Annotated in this window: 14 protein-coding genes; all 14 read right to left on the reverse strand. The window is 63.1% G+C overall.

All coding sequences use genetic code 11. The features are described from left to right. Nucleotides 1-4 precede the first annotated feature (4 nt). The 14 genes from derI to NKL06_RS28920 all read right to left on the reverse strand — a co-directional run bounded on the left by derI (nucleotide 5) and on the right by NKL06_RS28920 (nucleotide 16699). On the reverse strand, nucleotides 5-442 hold the full coding sequence (derI, locus tag NKL06_RS28855) for a D-erythrulose-4-phosphate isomerase (RefSeq protein ID WP_023672592.1): 438 nt from the start codon (nucleotides 440-442) through the stop codon (nucleotides 5-7). A gap of 26 nt (nucleotides 443-468) precedes the next feature. After that, complete coding sequence (locus NKL06_RS28860; protein WP_023688202.1) at nucleotides 469-1236, reverse strand: triose-phosphate isomerase; 768 nt, start codon at nucleotides 1234-1236, stop codon at nucleotides 469-471. Nucleotides 1237-1306: 70 nt separating this feature from the next. Continuing rightward, the gene (locus tag NKL06_RS28865) at nucleotides 1307-2245 is read right to left on the reverse strand and encodes a sugar phosphate isomerase/epimerase family protein (protein WP_023691090.1); all 939 of its coding nucleotides are present in this window, start codon (nucleotides 2243-2245) and stop codon (nucleotides 1307-1309) included. Next, nucleotides 2245-3762, reverse strand: a complete 1518-nt coding sequence (locus NKL06_RS28870; protein WP_023691089.1) for a glycerol-3-phosphate dehydrogenase — start codon at nucleotides 3760-3762, stop codon at nucleotides 2245-2247. Before NKL06_RS28870 ends, NKL06_RS28865 begins: the two co-directional genes overlap by 1 nt. Beyond that, on the reverse strand, nucleotides 3759-5318 hold the full coding sequence (locus tag NKL06_RS28875; RefSeq protein ID WP_023691088.1) for an FGGY-family carbohydrate kinase: 1560 nt from the start codon (nucleotides 5316-5318) through the stop codon (nucleotides 3759-3761). The genes NKL06_RS28870 and NKL06_RS28875 overlap by 4 nt, the downstream gene beginning before the upstream one ends. A 109-nt stretch (nucleotides 5319-5427) precedes the next feature. Continuing rightward, nucleotides 5428-6369, reverse strand: a complete 942-nt coding sequence (locus NKL06_RS28880) for a D-ribose ABC transporter substrate-binding protein (RefSeq protein ID WP_081725422.1) — start codon at nucleotides 6367-6369, stop codon at nucleotides 5428-5430. 39 nt (nucleotides 6370-6408) lie between these two features. After that, nucleotides 6409-7542: an ABC transporter permease gene (locus NKL06_RS28885; RefSeq protein ID WP_023688198.1), complete on the reverse strand. Its 1134-nt coding sequence runs from the start codon at nucleotides 7540-7542 to the stop codon at nucleotides 6409-6411. Nucleotides 7543-7567: 25 nt separating this feature from the next. Further along, nucleotides 7568-9106: a sugar ABC transporter ATP-binding protein gene (locus NKL06_RS28890; RefSeq protein ID WP_023691087.1), complete on the reverse strand. Its 1539-nt coding sequence runs from the start codon at nucleotides 9104-9106 to the stop codon at nucleotides 7568-7570. Next, on the reverse strand, nucleotides 9103-9753 hold the full coding sequence (locus NKL06_RS28895) for a DUF2291 domain-containing protein (RefSeq protein WP_023691086.1): 651 nt from the start codon (nucleotides 9751-9753) through the stop codon (nucleotides 9103-9105). Before NKL06_RS28895 ends, NKL06_RS28890 begins: the two co-directional genes overlap by 4 nt. Before the next feature lie 27 nt (nucleotides 9754-9780). Further along, nucleotides 9781-10794 carry a sugar-binding transcriptional regulator gene (locus tag NKL06_RS28900; protein ID WP_023691085.1) on the reverse strand — a complete coding sequence of 338 codons (1014 nt, stop codon included), beginning with the start codon at nucleotides 10792-10794 and terminating at the stop codon, nucleotides 9781-9783. A 325-nt stretch (nucleotides 10795-11119) separates the two neighbouring features. Then, nucleotides 11120-12835 carry a glycerol-3-phosphate dehydrogenase/oxidase gene (locus NKL06_RS28905; protein ID WP_023691084.1) on the reverse strand — a complete coding sequence of 572 codons (1716 nt, stop codon included), beginning with the start codon at nucleotides 12833-12835 and terminating at the stop codon, nucleotides 11120-11122. Further along, nucleotides 12832-13608, reverse strand: coding sequence for a DeoR/GlpR family DNA-binding transcription regulator (locus NKL06_RS28910; RefSeq protein WP_031193112.1), 777 nt, complete (start codon nucleotides 13606-13608; stop codon nucleotides 12832-12834). The genes NKL06_RS28905 and NKL06_RS28910 overlap by 4 nt, the downstream gene beginning before the upstream one ends. Continuing rightward, entirely contained in the window at nucleotides 13605-15128 is a 1524-nt protein-coding gene (locus NKL06_RS28915; RefSeq protein WP_023691082.1) for an FGGY-family carbohydrate kinase, read from the reverse strand. The genes NKL06_RS28910 and NKL06_RS28915 overlap by 4 nt, the downstream gene beginning before the upstream one ends. Before the next feature lie 236 nt (nucleotides 15129-15364). Then, nucleotides 15365-16699 carry a four-carbon acid sugar kinase family protein gene (locus tag NKL06_RS28920; protein ID WP_023691081.1) on the reverse strand — a complete coding sequence of 445 codons (1335 nt, stop codon included), beginning with the start codon at nucleotides 16697-16699 and terminating at the stop codon, nucleotides 15365-15367. Between the last annotated feature and the right edge of the window lie 2 nt (nucleotides 16700-16701).

Consider the following 16701-nt stretch of genomic DNA (forward strand, 5'->3'; position numbering starts at 1 on the left):
ATCCTCAGCGCTTCGCGTCGAGCTTGTCGACAGCCTGCACGTTGGCGGCAGAGGGACCGTTCGGATCGAACTCCGAGGCCAGCCAGGCGTCGGCGATCGATTTGGCCAGTTCGGGGCCGATGACGCGCGCACCCATGGTGATGATCTGGGCATTGTTGGATTTCGCAGCGCGTTCCGCCGAATAGGTGTCGTGGGTTAGCGCGGCACGGATTCCGGGCACCTTGTTGGCCGAGATGCTGACGCCGATGCCGGTGCCGCAAAACAGGATGGCGCGGTCGTAATTGCCGTCGACAATTTCGTGGCCGACCGCAGCGGCAATATCGGCGTAGAATCCGGCCTGGCTGAGATCGACGACCTGCAGTTCTGGCTTGGTGGCGAGATGCTTGGCGATGACATCGAGCAGCGGCTTGCCGGCGCTGTCGGCTCCGAGTGCGATCTTCATGGCAATTAACTCCTTCGTTTTCGTGGTCAGCGCGCGATGGCGGCCGACGCCTTTTTGAGAATGTCGATATAGCCTTCCGCTTGCCATGCCGAGCGGCCGATGAACAGCCCATCGATATGCGGCTGGCCGATCAGTTCGGCCGCGTTGCCGGGATTGACGCTGCCGCCGTAGAGCACAAGCGGGGCGGTCGGCAACCGGGTTGCTGCGATCTGCTTGATCAGCGCCTGCTGCTTGTCGGCATAGTCGGCGCTGGCCGGGATGCCGTTTTCGCCGATCGCCCACACCGGTTCATAGGCAAACAGAATTTCCGCCGACAACTCATTGTTTGTGAGACCCTGCAGCGCGCCCAGAACCTGCGCGGTCAGGATTTCATCAGCGCGGCCGCCCTCGCGCTCGGCCAGCGTCTCGCCGACACAGATCAGCGGCACAAAGCCGTGCCTGACCGCCGCCGCCGTTTTCAGTCCTACGGTCCTGTCCGTCTCACCAAAATGCTCGCGGCGTTCGCTATGGCCGAGTTCGATCAGGTCGAGCCCGCAATCCCTCAGCATCACCGGCGAAATCTCGCCCGTCCAGGCACCGGCGTCGGCCCAATGCATGTTCTGGGCGCCAACCTTGACGCGGGTGTTGGCGAGCGCCGCCTTGACCTGCCGCACCGCGGTGAAGGGCGGAATGACGAAAGGCTGTATCGCCGGATCGAAGCCGGGCACGAAGGCAGCCAATGCCTCGGCGAACTGCAGCGCCTCCGCCAGCGTCTTGTTCATTTTCCAGCTCGTGCCGACCCAATATGGGGCCATTCTTCTCTCCTTCGATCCGAAATTCGGATGTTTCCGGCCAGCGCGCCGGCCTACGGGCCGGCGCTTTCCCTCAAGCGCGAGGCTTGAGACTTTCGCGGCCGCTGTCGATGTAAGGCGCCCAGAAATCCACCGACTCACGGATCATTGCAATAACCTGATGATCGACCGGTTCCCTCTCCCGGAAGGAAAGTTCAAGGCAGATTTCATTGTCGGTTCCGCCACCCGCCCGCACGGCGTCGAGCAGCTTCTGCGGGATGATGCGGCCATCCTTGTTGTAGGCGGCGGTGAACGGCCAGTGCCCGCCCTTGTTCATCGACGATTGCTTGATGTGGATGATCGGCGATTGCAACGGGAACGCTTTCGCCCAGGCATAGGGATCAGTGTCGTCAGGATTGGGCGAGGTCACGTCGCCATGGTCGATGTCGACCATCATCTGCATCGGGATCGGCAGCTTGGCCGCATCGATGGCGCCCTGCAATTCGACGCAGCTTTCGATCGTGTGGCCAAACTCGCGGCCGACCGACATCGGTTCCCAGAAAAGGTAGGTCAGGCCCGCCGCTTTGGCGTGCTCGGCCACTTCGCGCCAGCATTCGAGCGCGATGCCGAGAAGCGCCGCGCGCCGCTGCGGATCGTCAAAATCCTTGTAGGTGAATATGGCGAACTGCGTGCCCATGCCCGACGCGCCGAGTTCGGCGGAGATGTCGGCGAAGGTCTTGAACCAATCGACATAATAGCGGCGCACATCCGCGTCCGGATGGCCGAAATGATTGAGCCGGCCATAGGGACCGGTCATACCCGAAGTGATCCGCACGCCGGTCCGCGCCAGGGCGCTGTTGAACAGGCGAACGAACTTGGCGATCGTTGCCGCCGGCCAGCCCGGATTGACGAATTCATGCGTCAGTTGCACGTCGCGGATGCCGATGCCATAGGCAATGGCGTCGATCAGATCGTCGGGATCGGCGAAGCGATTGACCAGCGGGTTGGTGTTCAGCGAAAGCGTGAAGGCCATCAGTTCACCGCCGCCATTGTCTTTGTGCACCAGTCTTCGAATGTTTTCCGCTCGGCCGCATTGATATGCAGCCCGTGTTTGGTCCGGCGTTCGAGAACGTCGGCGGCGGTCATCGCCCATTCGGTCTCGAACAGGAAGACAGCTTCGAGCTCATAGAAATCCGGGCCGAAACGACGGCCGAGATCGGCTTCGCCTTTTACGCCTTTCAGCAAGGCGCGCGTGCGCGTGCCGTAGCTGCGGGCATAGTGCTTCACCAGCGACGGGCTAAGCCACGAAAACTCGGCGTGCAGATCGCCCAGGAACTGCTCGAAATCCGCGTTGGGCAGGTCGCCTCCCGGCAGGGGAATTTTGGCTGTCCAGGCCTTCTTCATGGTCGGAAAGAAGGGCTGGATCTTTTCCAGCGCATGTTCGGACAGTTTGCGGAAGGTGGTGATCTTGCCGCCGAACACAGAAAGCAGCGGCGCGCCACCGTTCGGGGCGTCGAGTTCGAAGATGTAGTCGCGCGTCACCGCGCTCGGGTTGTCGGCATTGTCGTCATAGAGCGGACGCACGCCCGAGAAACTGTAGACCACGTCTTGCGCGGTCAGCTGCCGCTTGAAGTAGCGATTGACCACCTTGATCAGATAATTGATCTCGCTTGCCTCGGCGGCCACTTCTTCGGGCCGACCTTCATAAGGAATGTCGGTGGTGCCGATCAGCGCCAGATCGTTCTCATACGGGTTGACGAAGATCACCCGCTTGTCGTTGTTCTGGATGAGATAGGCCTGCCGTCCCTCCCAGAATTTCGGCACGACGATATGGCTTCCTTTCACCAAGCGAACGTTGCGGGTGGAATTCTGTCCAGCGACGCGGCTGACGATGTCATTCACCCATGGCCCGGCCGCGTTGACCAACCCGCGTGCGCGGGCCCTCGTCACAGCACCCGTGCGGCCATCCTGCATGTCGATCGACCACAGGCCGCCTTCGCGCCTGGCAGCAATACAGGCCGTGCGCGTGAAGACTTTTGCGCCACGCTGACTGGCGTCGAGCGCATTGAGCAACACCAGCCGTGCATCATCGACCCAGCAGTCCGAATATTCGAAGCCTCGTTTGAATTCATCCTTGATCGGCGCTCCTTCCGGCGCGGTTCTCAAATTCAGCGTCCTCGTTCCCGGCAGGCGCTTGCGGCCGCCAAGATGGTCGTAGAGAAACAGCCCGAGCCGGACCAGCCATGCCGGCCTGTCTTCGGGGCTGTGCGGCAGCACGAAGCGCATCGGCCAGATGATGTGCGGCGCCGCCTCAAGCAGCACCTCGCGCTCGATCAGCGCCTCGCGCACCAGCCGGAACTCGTAGTACTCGAGATAGCGCAGGCCCCCATGCACCAGCTTGCCGGAACGCGAGCTGGTGCCTTGCGCCAGATCGTCCTTCTCGCACAGGATGACCGACAGCCCGCGACCCGCGGCATCGCGCGCTATACCGGCGCCGTTGACGCCACCGCCGATCACGAAGAGATCGACAATATCCGTTGTATCGCTCAAGACTTAGCTCCTGTGCGGTGCGCCATCGATTTCCACACCGGATGCAGCGCCTGACGCGCCGCGACAAAGGACGGAAACAGCGCATCGTAGGTTTGCGAAAGCGCCTCGTCATAGGCGTCGCATTCGCCCAGCAGCGGCGTCACCCACTCGGCGCAGCAAACATCCATCGAGCGATAGACGCCAAGCCTGACCGCGGCCATCATCGCCGCACCCGCGGCGCCGGCTTCCTGGCGGCTGCTGGTCCTGACTTGCGCGCGGGTCGCCGCAGCGACGATACGGCGCAGCGACGGGCTGCGCGCGGCGCCGCCAGACAGGCGGATTTCGCCGGGCACGCTGCCCATGGCCTGGTAGCAATCGCGGGCCGCGAAGGCCAATCCTTCGAGAACTGCGCGCGCCAGATCGCCAAAACCGTGCTTGACCGAGAGGCCGATGAAGCCCGCGCGTGCGTCGGGGTCAACGAACGGTCCGCGTTCGCCGGCAAGCGAGATATAGGGCTGATAGACCAGCGATCCCGGCTCCGATCCCTCGACCCAGACATCGAGCGCTTTCAGCAGCTCGTCGCGCGAAGGTTTTGCGCCGCTGGCGGTCAGCACGTCGCGCGCCAGGCCAAGCAGCCAGTCGATGTTGAGCGTCGCCGCCATGTTGGATTGCAGTTGCGCATACGCGCCAGGAACCGGCATGGCGATCGTGTAGCCTGATGCATCGTCGTTGAGAACGACGTCGTCGGCAGTGCGCGCCAGGCGTGTGTGGATGCCGGTCGAGCCGATGACCGTGCAGCCGACATTGCCGCTTGGATCATAGAGGCCGGCGCCAAGCGCGGTGCTGACCATGTCGACATAGCCCAGCACCACCGGCGTGCCCTCAAGCAGGCCGGTCTCATTTGCTGCCGACGCAGAAAGCGGATGATGGTCGGTCGTGCCTTCGAGCATTGGCGGCAGCAGCCGGCGGTGCGACGTCAGATCGAGAATGTCGAGCACCTCGTCGGAATAGCTGCGCGAGCGGAAATCGCCGAAGGTGAATGTTCCCTCCGAAGGATCGGTGGCGCGCTCGCCGGTCATCTTGAAATAGAGCCAATCCTTGCAGTGAAAGGCATTGGCGGCGCGCTCCAGGATTTCCGGGCTGTTTTTCTTCAGCCAGCTGAGCTGAGCGCCCTGCTGGCAGGCGTTGAGCCCGGTGCCGGTGATCGCGAACCGCGTGCGATCCCGGGGATCGCCGCGCATCTCGTCCACCAGATGTCCGGCGCGCGCATCGAGCCAGAGCCAGGCGCGCCCGACCGGCATGCCGTCGCCATCGATCAGCCAGCTGCCGTCGCCCTGCCCGGTGACCGCGACGGCCGCGGTTCGCCGCGCGAGGTCTGGAATTTTCGTCGCCAGATCGAGAACGGTCAGCACCATGTCGCGCCAGGTCTGATCAAGGTCCTGCTCGGCGCCGCCGCCTTCCAGCGTGACGAAGCTGTTGGTCACCGACGCCATGGCAAGCTGCCGCCCCGAGAGATCGAAAGCGACCGATTTGATCACGGACGTTCCCGCGTCGATCCCGATCAGCAGGTCTTTCATGCCGCACGTTCCGGATGGTTATGAAGGCAATTCACAAGGAGCAGTCTTTATTGTCTGGAGCCGTGGAAGAGCCAGGGAGTGTCCGCAAAGGACACCCCCTGAGCACGTTTTATTCCGACAGCACGAAGGGTGCGGTGTACTTGTCCACATTGTCCTTGGTGATGAGCAGGCAATCGAACAGCTGCTTCTCGCTGGTGGCGCCGGTAGCGCCCGACTTGATGAACGAGTCGGCCTGCTGCACAGCCTTGGCCGAGAAGATGGCCACCGGCTGAAGCACGGTGTACTGCAGTTCGCCGGACTTGATGGCCGCAACCGCATCCGGGGAACCGTCAAAGCCGCCGACCTTGATGCCGGCGAGCTTGCCAGCTTCCTTCAGCGCCGCAACCGCTCCAAGCGCCATTTCATCGTTGCCGCTAATCACGGCGATGATGTCGGGATTGGCTTGCAGCATGCTCTGCATCTTGTCGTGTCCCTGGGTACGATCCCAGTTGGCGACCTGCGAAGCGGCCTTTTCGAGATCCGGATACTGGCTCAGCACGGTCGCGTAGCCGTTCGAGCGCGTGGCGGCGTTGTTGTCCGACGGGGCGCCGAGCAGTTCGACATACTTGCCCTTTTCACCGACCGCCTGCACCCACTGCTGGGCACCGAGGGCTGCCCCTTGCGCGTTGTTGGAGACGAGCTGCCCCTTGGCAAGGCCTTCCTGGTTGATCTCGGCATTGACGAGGAAAACCGGGATGTTGGCGGCAATCGCCTTCTTCACCGCGCCGACCGAACCATCGGCATTGGCCGGGTCGAGGATGATCGCCACCGACTTGTTGGTGATGGCGGTGTCGATCAGATTGCTTTCGGTATTGGTGTCGCCCTTGTGGGCGGCGACGTTGGCTGTATAGCCAAGCTTTTCGGCTTCGGCCTTGGCGACGTTGCCTTCGGTCAGCCAGTAGGGGTTGGCCGGATCGTTGACGATGATCGAGATCAGGCCTGCGGCCGATGCGGCTGCGCTAAACCCGACCACCATCGCGGCGGCAAGCAAACTTCTAAGCACGATTTTCATGTACATTCCTCCAATGATTTTACGCGGTCTTGCTGCCAGTCAGCTGGCAGTCTTCCCTTGGGCAGGATTGGCCGGTTCGGCCTTCCCCCGTTTCTGAGAAGTCGGTTGGCCGCCCGTCGAAGCTGGAAGCTTGCTACGGCGGCGATACTGAACGGCATTGAGGAGCACGGCGAGCACGATGACGGCGCCTGTGAACACTGTCTGCCAGTAGGATGAGATGCCGATGATCACCAGACCATCGGATAGGAAGCCGATGACGAAGGCTCCGAGCAAGGTGCCGCGAATGTTGCCGCGCCCGCCGGTGAGTGCGGCGCCGCCGATGACCACGGCGGCGATGGCCGTCAGTTCGTAGGTGGTGCCGGCGGTCGGCCCGGCCGAGGTCAGCTGCGAGGACAGGATCAGGCCGGCAATGGCGGCGCAGATGCCCGACAGCACATAGACCGAAATCTGCACGGTCTTGACCGGAACGCCGGAGAGTTCGGCGGCGCGCTCATTGCCGCCCGAGGCGTAGAGCCAGCGTCCAAAGGCGGTGCGGTTCAGGACGATGCTGCCGATCAGCGCGATAACCGCCAGCACCACCACGCCGGTCGGCACGCCGAACAGGCGGTTGAAGCCGAGAGCATCGAAACCGGTGTTGCCCAACTCCGGCTTGCCGCCGAGATTGTTGTAGGTCAGGCCGCTGGTCATCAGCAGTGCCAGGCCGCGCGCCATGTACATGACGCCGAGCGTGGCGACGAAGGCCGGAACCTTGAACCGCGCGATCAGCACGCCGTTGATAAGCCCGACGGCCGCACCCAGCATGCAGGCCAGCACCGCGACCACCCAGACCGGCGGGTAGAGAACGACGCCCAGCCAGGTCAGCGTCACGCCCTGCATCAGAAACCCGGCGACGACGCCGGCAAGCCCGAGCGTCGACCCCACCGACAGGTCGATGCCGCCATTGAGGATGACCAGCAGCATGCCGACGGCGAGAATCCCGAAGATGGCGACATGCGAGGCCATGGTCAGGAAATTCGCCACCGAGAGGTAATAGGGCGACAGGATCGAGAAGACGACAATGATGACGATCAGGGCAAAGAAGGCCCGGCCTTCGAGCAGCAGCTTGGCCACGTCGAAGCCCTCGCCGCCCGCATTGGGGCTGGACTGTTTGCTGGCCTGGCTGACATCGCTCATGGGTCGGGGCTCCGAAATTCTATGGTCAGGCGACCACGGCTTCGCCGGAGGCGGCCATGATCTGCTCTTTGGTGGCGTTGGCGCCGAATTCGGCTGAAATCTTGCCGCGCCGCATCACGACGATGCGATGGGCGATGCTGAGGCACTCATTGACCTCCGAAGTCGAGAAGACGACCGCCAAGCCTTGCGCGGCGCGCTCGCTGAGCAAGCGAAAGACTTCGGCCTTGGCGCCGACATCGATGCCGCGGCTCGGCTCGTCGAGAAGGATGACCTTGGGATCTGTCGTCAGCATCTTGCCGATGACGACCTTCTGCTGGTTGCCGCCCGACAGCGATCCGATCATGGCGTTGCCGCCCGCGGTCTTGATGGTCACCTTGCGGATCGAATCGTCGATCAGTGCGCGTTCCCTCGGCCGGGAGAGGAACAGGCCTTTCGCGAACGCCTCGATGCTGGCAAGCGACAGATTGCGGCCGACGGTCATGGTCTGAACCAGGCCATCGCGCTGGCGATCCTCGGGGACCAGAACCAGACCTCGGGCGATGCGCTGGGCAATGGTCAGCCCCGAAACGTCCTCACCCTCCAGCAGCGCCCGCCCGCCCGCCATGGGCACACGGCCGGCGACGGCCTCCAGCAATTCCGTGCGGCCCGCGCCCATCAGCCCATAGATGCAGACGATCTCGCCCGCTTTGACATCCAGCGACAGATGATCGACGACGTAGCCTGAACCCGAAGCGTCGGTGACGCTGACATCCTCGATCGAAAGCGCCACCGCGCCGAACTCGTGGCCGGTCGGCGGCGAGCCGAGATCGAAATTCTCGCCCACCATGTTGCGGACGATCCATTCGAGGTCGATGTCCTTGGCCTCGGCCGTTGCCGTGATCGCCCCGTCACGCAGCACGACGGCGTAGTCGGTGATCTGCAGCGCCTCTTCGAGGTGATGCGAGATGTAGACGATGGAGACACCGCGGCTGGTCAGATCGCGGATCACCTTGAACAGCACCTCCACCTCGGTCGCACTGAGTGCGGAGGTCGGCTCGTCCATGATCAGGATGCGGGAATCGACCGACAGCGCGCGTGCGATCTCGACGATCTGTTGCTGCCCCAGGCGCAGGTCCTCGACCAGGGTCATCGGATCGATGTCTTCTTCGAGGTCGGCCATCAGCGCCCGCGCCTGGCGCGCCTCCTCGGCGAAGTCGAGGCCGGTTCTGGTGCGCAGTTCGCGGCCCATGAAGATGTTGTCGCGAACGCTGAGGGTCGGCGCCAGGCTGAGCTCCTGGTGGATGATCGAAATGCCGCGATCGCGCGCGTCCGAAGACGAGGCAAAGCTGACAAGATTGCCATCGAGCACGATGTCGCCGGATGTCGGCGTCACCACGCCGGACAGGATCTTCATCAGCGTCGATTTGCCGGCGCCATTCTCTCCGAACAGGGTGGTGACCTTGCCGCGATGGATGTCGAAGTTGACGCCCTTGAGCGCGTGGACGCCGCCATACGACATGACGACATTGCGCGCCGAAAGCACGGCATCGCCAGTCGCGGGTTCTGTGCCGGCAGCCATTGTCATTTGACGTCCAGCCTCACCGGTGTGACCAGCCAGCTCTTCGGATTGACCAGCTTGAAGACGCCGACCACCGCTATTGTCTTGCCGGTCAAGGCACTGGTATCGACTTTCGCCAGCACCTCCTTCTTCATCTCGTTGTTCAGCGCCGAGCCGGCGTCCTGATACTCGATCTGGTTGGTGAACTGACCAAAGGTGATCTTGCCGGTGGCGTCGCGAAGCTCGGTTCCGTTGATCGCCGGCCCAGTCTGTACGCGGACGGTCAACGTGTCCGGCAAACCGTCGACGGCGACCTTGTAGATGCCCGATTTTCCCTCGCCGACGACGCCGGTGAACTTGACCGAGATGACCGGTCCGACTCCCGCCGGCACGCCATATTCCTTTTCGGCCGTCGCCCTGTCCTTGGCGATCGCCGTCGCCACCGTAGCGGCGTCGGCGGCACGCGCTTCGACATCGGCTTGCACCTTGGGGAATTCAGATTTGCCGTAGTCGGCGGCCGAAAACACGGCGTTGCGAACATCGCCGGCAGAGCCGATCTTGATCACCTTGGTGTCGAGCGCCATGGCGCCGAGCAGAACCAGAGCCGCGGCGCTGGCAAGGACCCGGCGCAGGTTGGGCGAAGCTTGCCGGGCGGTGGCAGCCTTCGCGCTCATGATGCAACCACCAGCGATTTTCCGTTGTCACGCATTCGAAGTTCCTCCGTTCACGCGGCGCTTCGCGGTCCCGGCTGCATCGTCGAGCTCGACCAGCGCGCGGGCCGTGCATTCGTCGGTGATCAGGCCGCTGAGATAACGGCTTTCGAGTACTGCCTTGATGGCGCGCACCTTCACCTTGCCGCCGGCGACGGCAACGATCCTGCGGCCCTTCAACTGATCGCGCGGAAGCGCCAGTATTCTTTCCGACAGCGCCGTTTCGACCGGACGCCCCTTGTCGTCGAAGAAATGCGCCAGCAATTCACCAACGCCGCCGTCACGCTTGACCTCGTCGATTTCGGAAGGCTCGATCATGCCGGTGGCGACCAGCGACGCCTCCCGCTCGGCCGTGCCTATTCCGACGAACATCAGGTCGGACCGGCTGGCGAGAGCGAACACATCGCTGATGCCGCGCTGGCCAAGCAGCACTTCGCGGTCCTCGGCGGTATTGGCGACAAAAGGCACCGGCATGACGAAAGCCTGCGCGCCGGTCCGCTCTGCCAGGCGATGCATGACGTCGTGCGGGTTGGCGGCGAATTTGCGCGTCACGCCGCCAAGCAGCGAGACGAAACGGATGTGAGCAGCAGTTGCGCGCGTCAGATATTCGACGCTGGCGGCAAGCGTGCGGCCATGGCCGACGCCGATCAGCATGTCTTCGCCGCGATCGATTTCGCGCTTCAGGAACTGGGCGCCGGCAATGCCCAGCCCCTTGAGCGGCAGTTCGTCCTGATCGAGATCGGGAACCACCTCGCAATAGTGGAGCCCATAGGCGGCGATCAGGCGCTGTTCCAGGTCGACGCATTCGGCGACGTCGCCGTCGATGAAGACCCTAACCAGACCTTCCTGGTTGGCCTTGGTGATCAGCCTATGCGCCTTGAGGCTGGTCAGGCCAAGCCGCTTGGCCACCTGGGCCTGGGTCAGACCACCGGCATAGTGCAGCCAGGCCGCGCGCGTGGCGAGGCTGGATTCATGGTCGCGGTTTGCGCTTCCGCCGGAATTCAAGCCATCCCCTCCCCAGGGTGATAATATTATCTTTGTGTGCAAAAATTTTCATACCTTTGCACCGCTGTCAATCCCTCCGCAGATGGTTGCCTCAGCCGACGTTCGGCAGCCAACGCGAGCCTATTAGAAGGTAAGCATACAATATGACCATACGGTAGTGTTAATTTAACGTCAATTTGTGTTACCGTATCCAGTGACGGCATGAGCCCGTAGGCGCCGGCAAATCCCAATCCGGGTGCAAAATGGGAAGGTTGATGCACAAGGCGCAACAAGGGCAAATCGATCGGATTGCCTCAGGAAAAGCTAGGCGTCGGCGATCAAGCGATCAGTCCAGCCGCATCAGGTTCATGCCCTCGAGCTCGACAACAGCGGATTCGACCTCCCGCGTGAGGCGCTCGGTGCTCCACCCCAACGCCCGCCCCGCGATCGCGGCAATCTCCTGCAGGTCGCGGCTCGTCAGCGAGCCGCCTATCGCCAACGTGCTGCGGCGCATAACGACATCGGCCAGATGTTCGACGAATTCGTTGCGCACGATGTAGTCGATTTCCGCCTTGCCGTAGCCGTCCGAGTCCGGCAGACGACGACCCTCATCATCCGACCCGTGCCTGGCGATCTCAACGGCTCTGGTCCCGTAGCGCGACAGCAATTGATCAAGGCGCCCTTCCCCGGCGCCCGTTGCCTGCTGTGCCTCAGCCAGCCAGTTCGCGCGCGCGGCGGCATTGGCCGGAAAATCCCGCCCACCGCCGATCGGCATCGACTGAGTCGACATCTTGCGGCTGCGCTGCAAGCGCATGAGTACGGTATCAGTGACTTCCTCGGCAAAGCCGCGGAACGTCGTCCATTTGCCGCCGACCAGCGAAATGACTGCAAAGGGCCTGTTGCCGTCCGGCTCGGCAACGGGCGCCGAATGATCGCGGCTGATCAGTCCGGGCGTCGCTGCTTCAGACGTCGGCAGCGGCCGGATGCCGCTATAGGCGTAGACGATCTGGTCGCGCTCGAACGCCATGCCCGGCAGCAGCGTTCGCACGCTGTCGAGCAGATAGTCGACTTCTTCGGGTTCGCAGCGGACCGCGTCCGGATTGTCGGCCTTGATGTCGGTCGAGCCGACCAGCGCCAGGCCGAGATAGTCGTAGACCAGGCAGATGCGGCCGTCATCGGCCTCGAAATAGAGCATGCGCCCGGCGAGGCTTTTGACCAGTTCGTCATGCCTTAACAGGATATGCGAGCCCTTGGTGCCGCCGATCATCTTCGATGGAGCACCAAGCAGCGCGTTGACGTCATCGATCCATGGACCGGCGGCGTTGATCACCAGCCTTGGTCGCACCGAAAAGGCCGCGCCGTTTTCCGGCTGGAAGGTGAGCACGCCATTGGCTGAAGCCGCCAGTGTCGTGTAGTTGGCACCGGCAGACGCCGCGTGAGCCTGCAAGCCGTCGAGGATCAGTTCCAGCACCAGCCTTTCCGGGTGACTTATCTTGGCGTCGTAGTAGGTGCCGGTGGCGACGATCGCCGGATTGAGCGCCGGCATCTCAACAAGCGCCTGCCGCCGCCCGACCATGCGGTGGCGCGGCATGACCTGGTTTCGTGAACCGTAGAAATCGTAGATCATCAAGCCGATCTTGATCAGCATGGCGCCGCGGCTGCGCGGCGCGCTGGTCGAGCCGAACAGCGTTCGCAACGCCGCGAGCATGCCCTTGCTCCACGAGAAGATCGGGATGACGGTCGGCAGCGGGCTGACATAGTGCGGCGCGTTTTGAAGAAGCAGATTGCGTTCGAGCGTCGACTGCGCCACCAGCCCGAACTCGCCCGTCTCGAGATATTTCAGGCCGCCGTGGATGAGCCTCGACGGCGCGGCACTGGTGCCCGAGCCGAAGTCCGCCTTGTCGACGATCAGGCAGCTGACACCTTGCGCGCACAGATCGCGAAACAGCCCTGCCCCGTTGATGCCGGCGCCAAGAATGACGACGTCGACCTCGCCGGTCCCGGCTATCGCGGCGAGACGCCCGGCGGGATTGTCCGCCCCTGCTCCGTCTGTTCGGCTCATGGCGCTTTCGTCTTGACGATGCGCAGTTTCACCCCGGCCCGCTCGAGGCTCTGCGCCTGCGCATCGCCGAGGCCCTCGGTCACCAGCACGGCGTCGAAACTGGTCAAATCGTCGAAGACATGCAGCGCGATCCGGTCGAATTTTGCGTGGTCCACCAAAAGGATGCGCTTCACGGAGGCGGTCATCATCGCCTGCTTGACCCGCACGACATTCGGATCCTGGATGAAAGCAGTGGTTCCGGTGACGGCCGAAGCCGAACAGATCAGCACATTGGCGCGCAACTGCGCCACGGCGTTCTCGCAGACAATGCCGATATAGGCATTGTAAGTGGGATGATACTGGCCGCCGAGGCAGATGAAATCGATATCGTCCACATTGATCAATTGGCCCGCCGTCGAGACGCTGTTGGAAACGACGGTCAGCGGCTTGACGTCGAGCAGCAGCGTCGCGACCGCGTTTGCCGTCGATGAATCGTCCAGCATCACCACCTGGCCGGCCTCGATATAATCCAGTGCCGCCCGCGCCAGTGCATCCTTCTCGGCTCGATTGACGGTCACCCGGTAGCGGAAAGCGCTCTCGTAGAGGCCGGAAGGCTGGACCGTCACCGCACCGTGCAGCTTGCGCAGCACGCCCTGCTGCGCCAGCCGGTCGATATGCCGGTGGATGGTCATGCGCGACACGCCGAAATGCTCGACCAGATCATCGATGCGCACCTGGCCGAGCTTGATCACATAATCGGCGATCTCTTCTCGTCGTTCGTCGGCCTTGATCATGCGTTTACCCCCGCCAGCCTTTCGATATCAGGCCAATGCGACTTCAGTTGCTCGGCTATGCGGCAGTAGAGCGAAAACCGCTCATTGAACACAGCACTGGAGGCGGGCACGGGTTGATACGTCCGCTCCGTCATCCCGACCTGCCTGGCGCCCTCTTGCGGCGTCTTGAACAAGCCGACCGCAGCACCTGCGCAAAGCGCGGCACCGAGGGCCGCGGTCTCATCCGTCGAGGTGACGGTGACCGGGGCGTTCAGCACGTCGGCAAACATCTGGACGAAAGCAGGATTACGCGAGCCGCCCCCGGTCAGGCGGATCTCGCTGACGGCAAAGCCGTCGCGCAAGGCCTCGACATGGGTGCGGTGATTGAAGGCGATGCCTTCCAGAACCGCCTTCAGCATGTCGCCGCGATTGTGCCAGCCATGCAGGCCGACAAAGCTGCCGCTGGCCAAATCGCCATAGGGAGAGCCGAACAGATAGGGATGAAACAGGATGGTCGAAGGCTTCTTCAACGCCGCATCGATCTCTCCCGCCAGCAATTCGTGGAGGGAGCCGCGATCCGCGTTTGTTCTGTCTTGCTCCAAGCGACAGAAGGTGTCGAGAAACCAGTCGTAGTTCGCTGTCGAGGCCGGCGAGATCGACATGTTGTTCCAACGGCCCGCATCGATGGCGTTACGGCAGAACCAACGTCGGTCGACGCGCGGTTGCGAAGAGACGACTTCATTGATGGAATAGGTGCCGGCGACGATGGCGAGCACGCCCTCCTCATGGCAGCCCATGCCAAGCGCCGAGGCGGCCACGTCGTGCAGGCCGCAGGCGACCGGTGTTCCCTTGCGAAGGCCGGTCCTTTCGGCGGCATCGGCGGTGACTTGACCGGCGATTTCAGCGGAATGCGCCACCGGCGGCAGCGCGTCGAACAGATCCTCCAACCCGAAGATGCGCAGCGCTTCAGGCGCATAGGCTTGCGTGCGGAAATCCGTGAATGAGGTGCTTGCCTCCGTGCGGTCGGTGCCGATCGTGCCGCTCAGGCAAAAGCGCAGCCAGTCCTTGCAGGCCAGCACATGGCCGATGCGGCCATAGCGATCAGGATCGTTCTGCTTGAGCCATGCCAGCAGCGCCGACGGCGCCGAAACATGCGGCGTCTGGCCTGTCGTCGCCAGCGCATCGGTGAAAACGGAACCGGCGGACCACCTGTCGACAATGTCGCCGGCGCGGCTGTCGAGCGACAGGATGCCTGGTCCCAAAGGCTGACGATCATGATCGAGCAGATAGAGACCATCGCCATGCGCGGTCGCCGCCACCGCCTTGATGTCTTCCGCCGGCCTGCCGGCGAGCGCGATCGCCTCCTTGATGGCGTCGGCTGTTGCTTGCCACAGGCCTGACATGTCGCGCTCCACCCAGCGCGCGTGGGGCATCGATTGCGGCACCCGGCGACGCGCCACGGACAATTGCGTGCCGTCGGCATCGAAGATGACCGCCTTGGTGACCGTGAGGCCGTTATCGATTCCGAGCAGGCTGGGCATGAACACCGCCTCTTTCAGCAATTGGCGATTGCTACAGGGCGATCCTGCAGTCTGATGCAAGGGCGAAACACATGGCGACAACCCCGATAGAGCAAGGCGGATAAATGGCAAAAGTACCTTGCCCCGACAAAACACCCATATCTTTATGTGAATTTAACGTCAACATGCGCGACAAAAACCGCTACGGCGCCGTTAGAGGGCATGAATGGATCTCGCGGTTGCCAGGCGACGCGTAATCAGCTGCTAAGGCCGTCACGGATGGCGCTGAAATAGCGGTCGGTTCCAACCTGCCCGCCCTTGAGTGCCACCTCCAGCCCATCGATCGCCTTGATGTGCGAGTGAGCGACGCAAAGCGGCGAGCCCGGCGACGCCGGCAGCGGCATCCGCACCGTCAGCGCATCGACGCCCATCTGGCCGAGCGCGTGGCTCGACGTGTCGCCTCCGGCTATGACCACGCGCTGCAACTTCTGCTCGATCGTCAGCGCGCGAAGCAGTTCGCCGAGGCCGCGACCAAGCTTGTGGCGGGCGCCTTCCTGGCGGTCGATTTCGCCCCCCCTGTCGGCCGTGGGTCCAAGGGCCGTGTAGAGTACGACGCTGCTTCCGCCTTCCAGACTGGCGCGACCGGCTGCTGCTGCGCGTGCGATCGCATCTCCGGAAGCTTCGGAGATCAGTTCGACGGGATCGACCTCGATGCCATCGAAGCCGTCGGTCAAAGCGTGCCGGATCTGTCGTTCTGTCGTCGGCGAACAACTGCCCGAGACGACCGCGATCCGGTCGGCAGCACCCGGCGGTGAAAATTTTGGTTCAGCTCTGACCGTCCCGTTCGACACCCATTCGGCCAGCAGCGCATATTCGATCCCGGACGAGCCGACGACGAACGAACCGCCCGGCTTGCGGGCGCGCCATATCTCCTTGCCGGCAAGCGCCTGCGTCTCGAGGCTGTCGACATCGACAAGTACGATGTCGGTGCCCTCAGCGAGCAAGCGGTCGAAGGCTTCCGAGCGCGACACCGACTGCAACGTCGCGAGATCGACCAGCCCCGATGTGAGCTCCGTCTGCCGCGACAGATGGATCAGCAGGTCGGATTCATCCATCGGCGTCGTCGGGTGGCGGCTCATCACCGGATGGCGGTCGATGCGGAAATACTTTTCACGATAGGCCGCGAACAAATGTCCAAAGGCGGTGTAACGCTTGAGCTGCGGCGCCCCAACCAGCAGCGGCACGCTGTCCTGAGCGAAAACCGAGCGGCCGATCTCGATGGCGCGACCGATGCTGCCGATCGTCGGACTGGAATCGAAGGTCGAGCAGACCTTGTAGTGACAGATCGCGGCATTCAGCGTCTTCAGCCAAGCGAAGGCATCGCTCAGATGCGTGTCCATCCATTGTGGCGTCTCGCTGCGGCTGGTGCCGGCCAGGCCAACGGCTCGGCAATGTGCGAACTGCGCAAGCATGGCCGCGTCCGGCTGGCGCATGAACAGCACGGTCGGCACGCCGCCGAGTTCGAGCGCTTCCATGACGTCGGTCGAACCGGTGAGGTCATCGCCATAATAGCTGAGAAGCAGATCTTGCATCG

This window comes from Mesorhizobium sp. C268A, assembly GCF_040324475.1.
GTDB lineage: Bacteria > Pseudomonadota > Alphaproteobacteria > Rhizobiales > Rhizobiaceae > Mesorhizobium.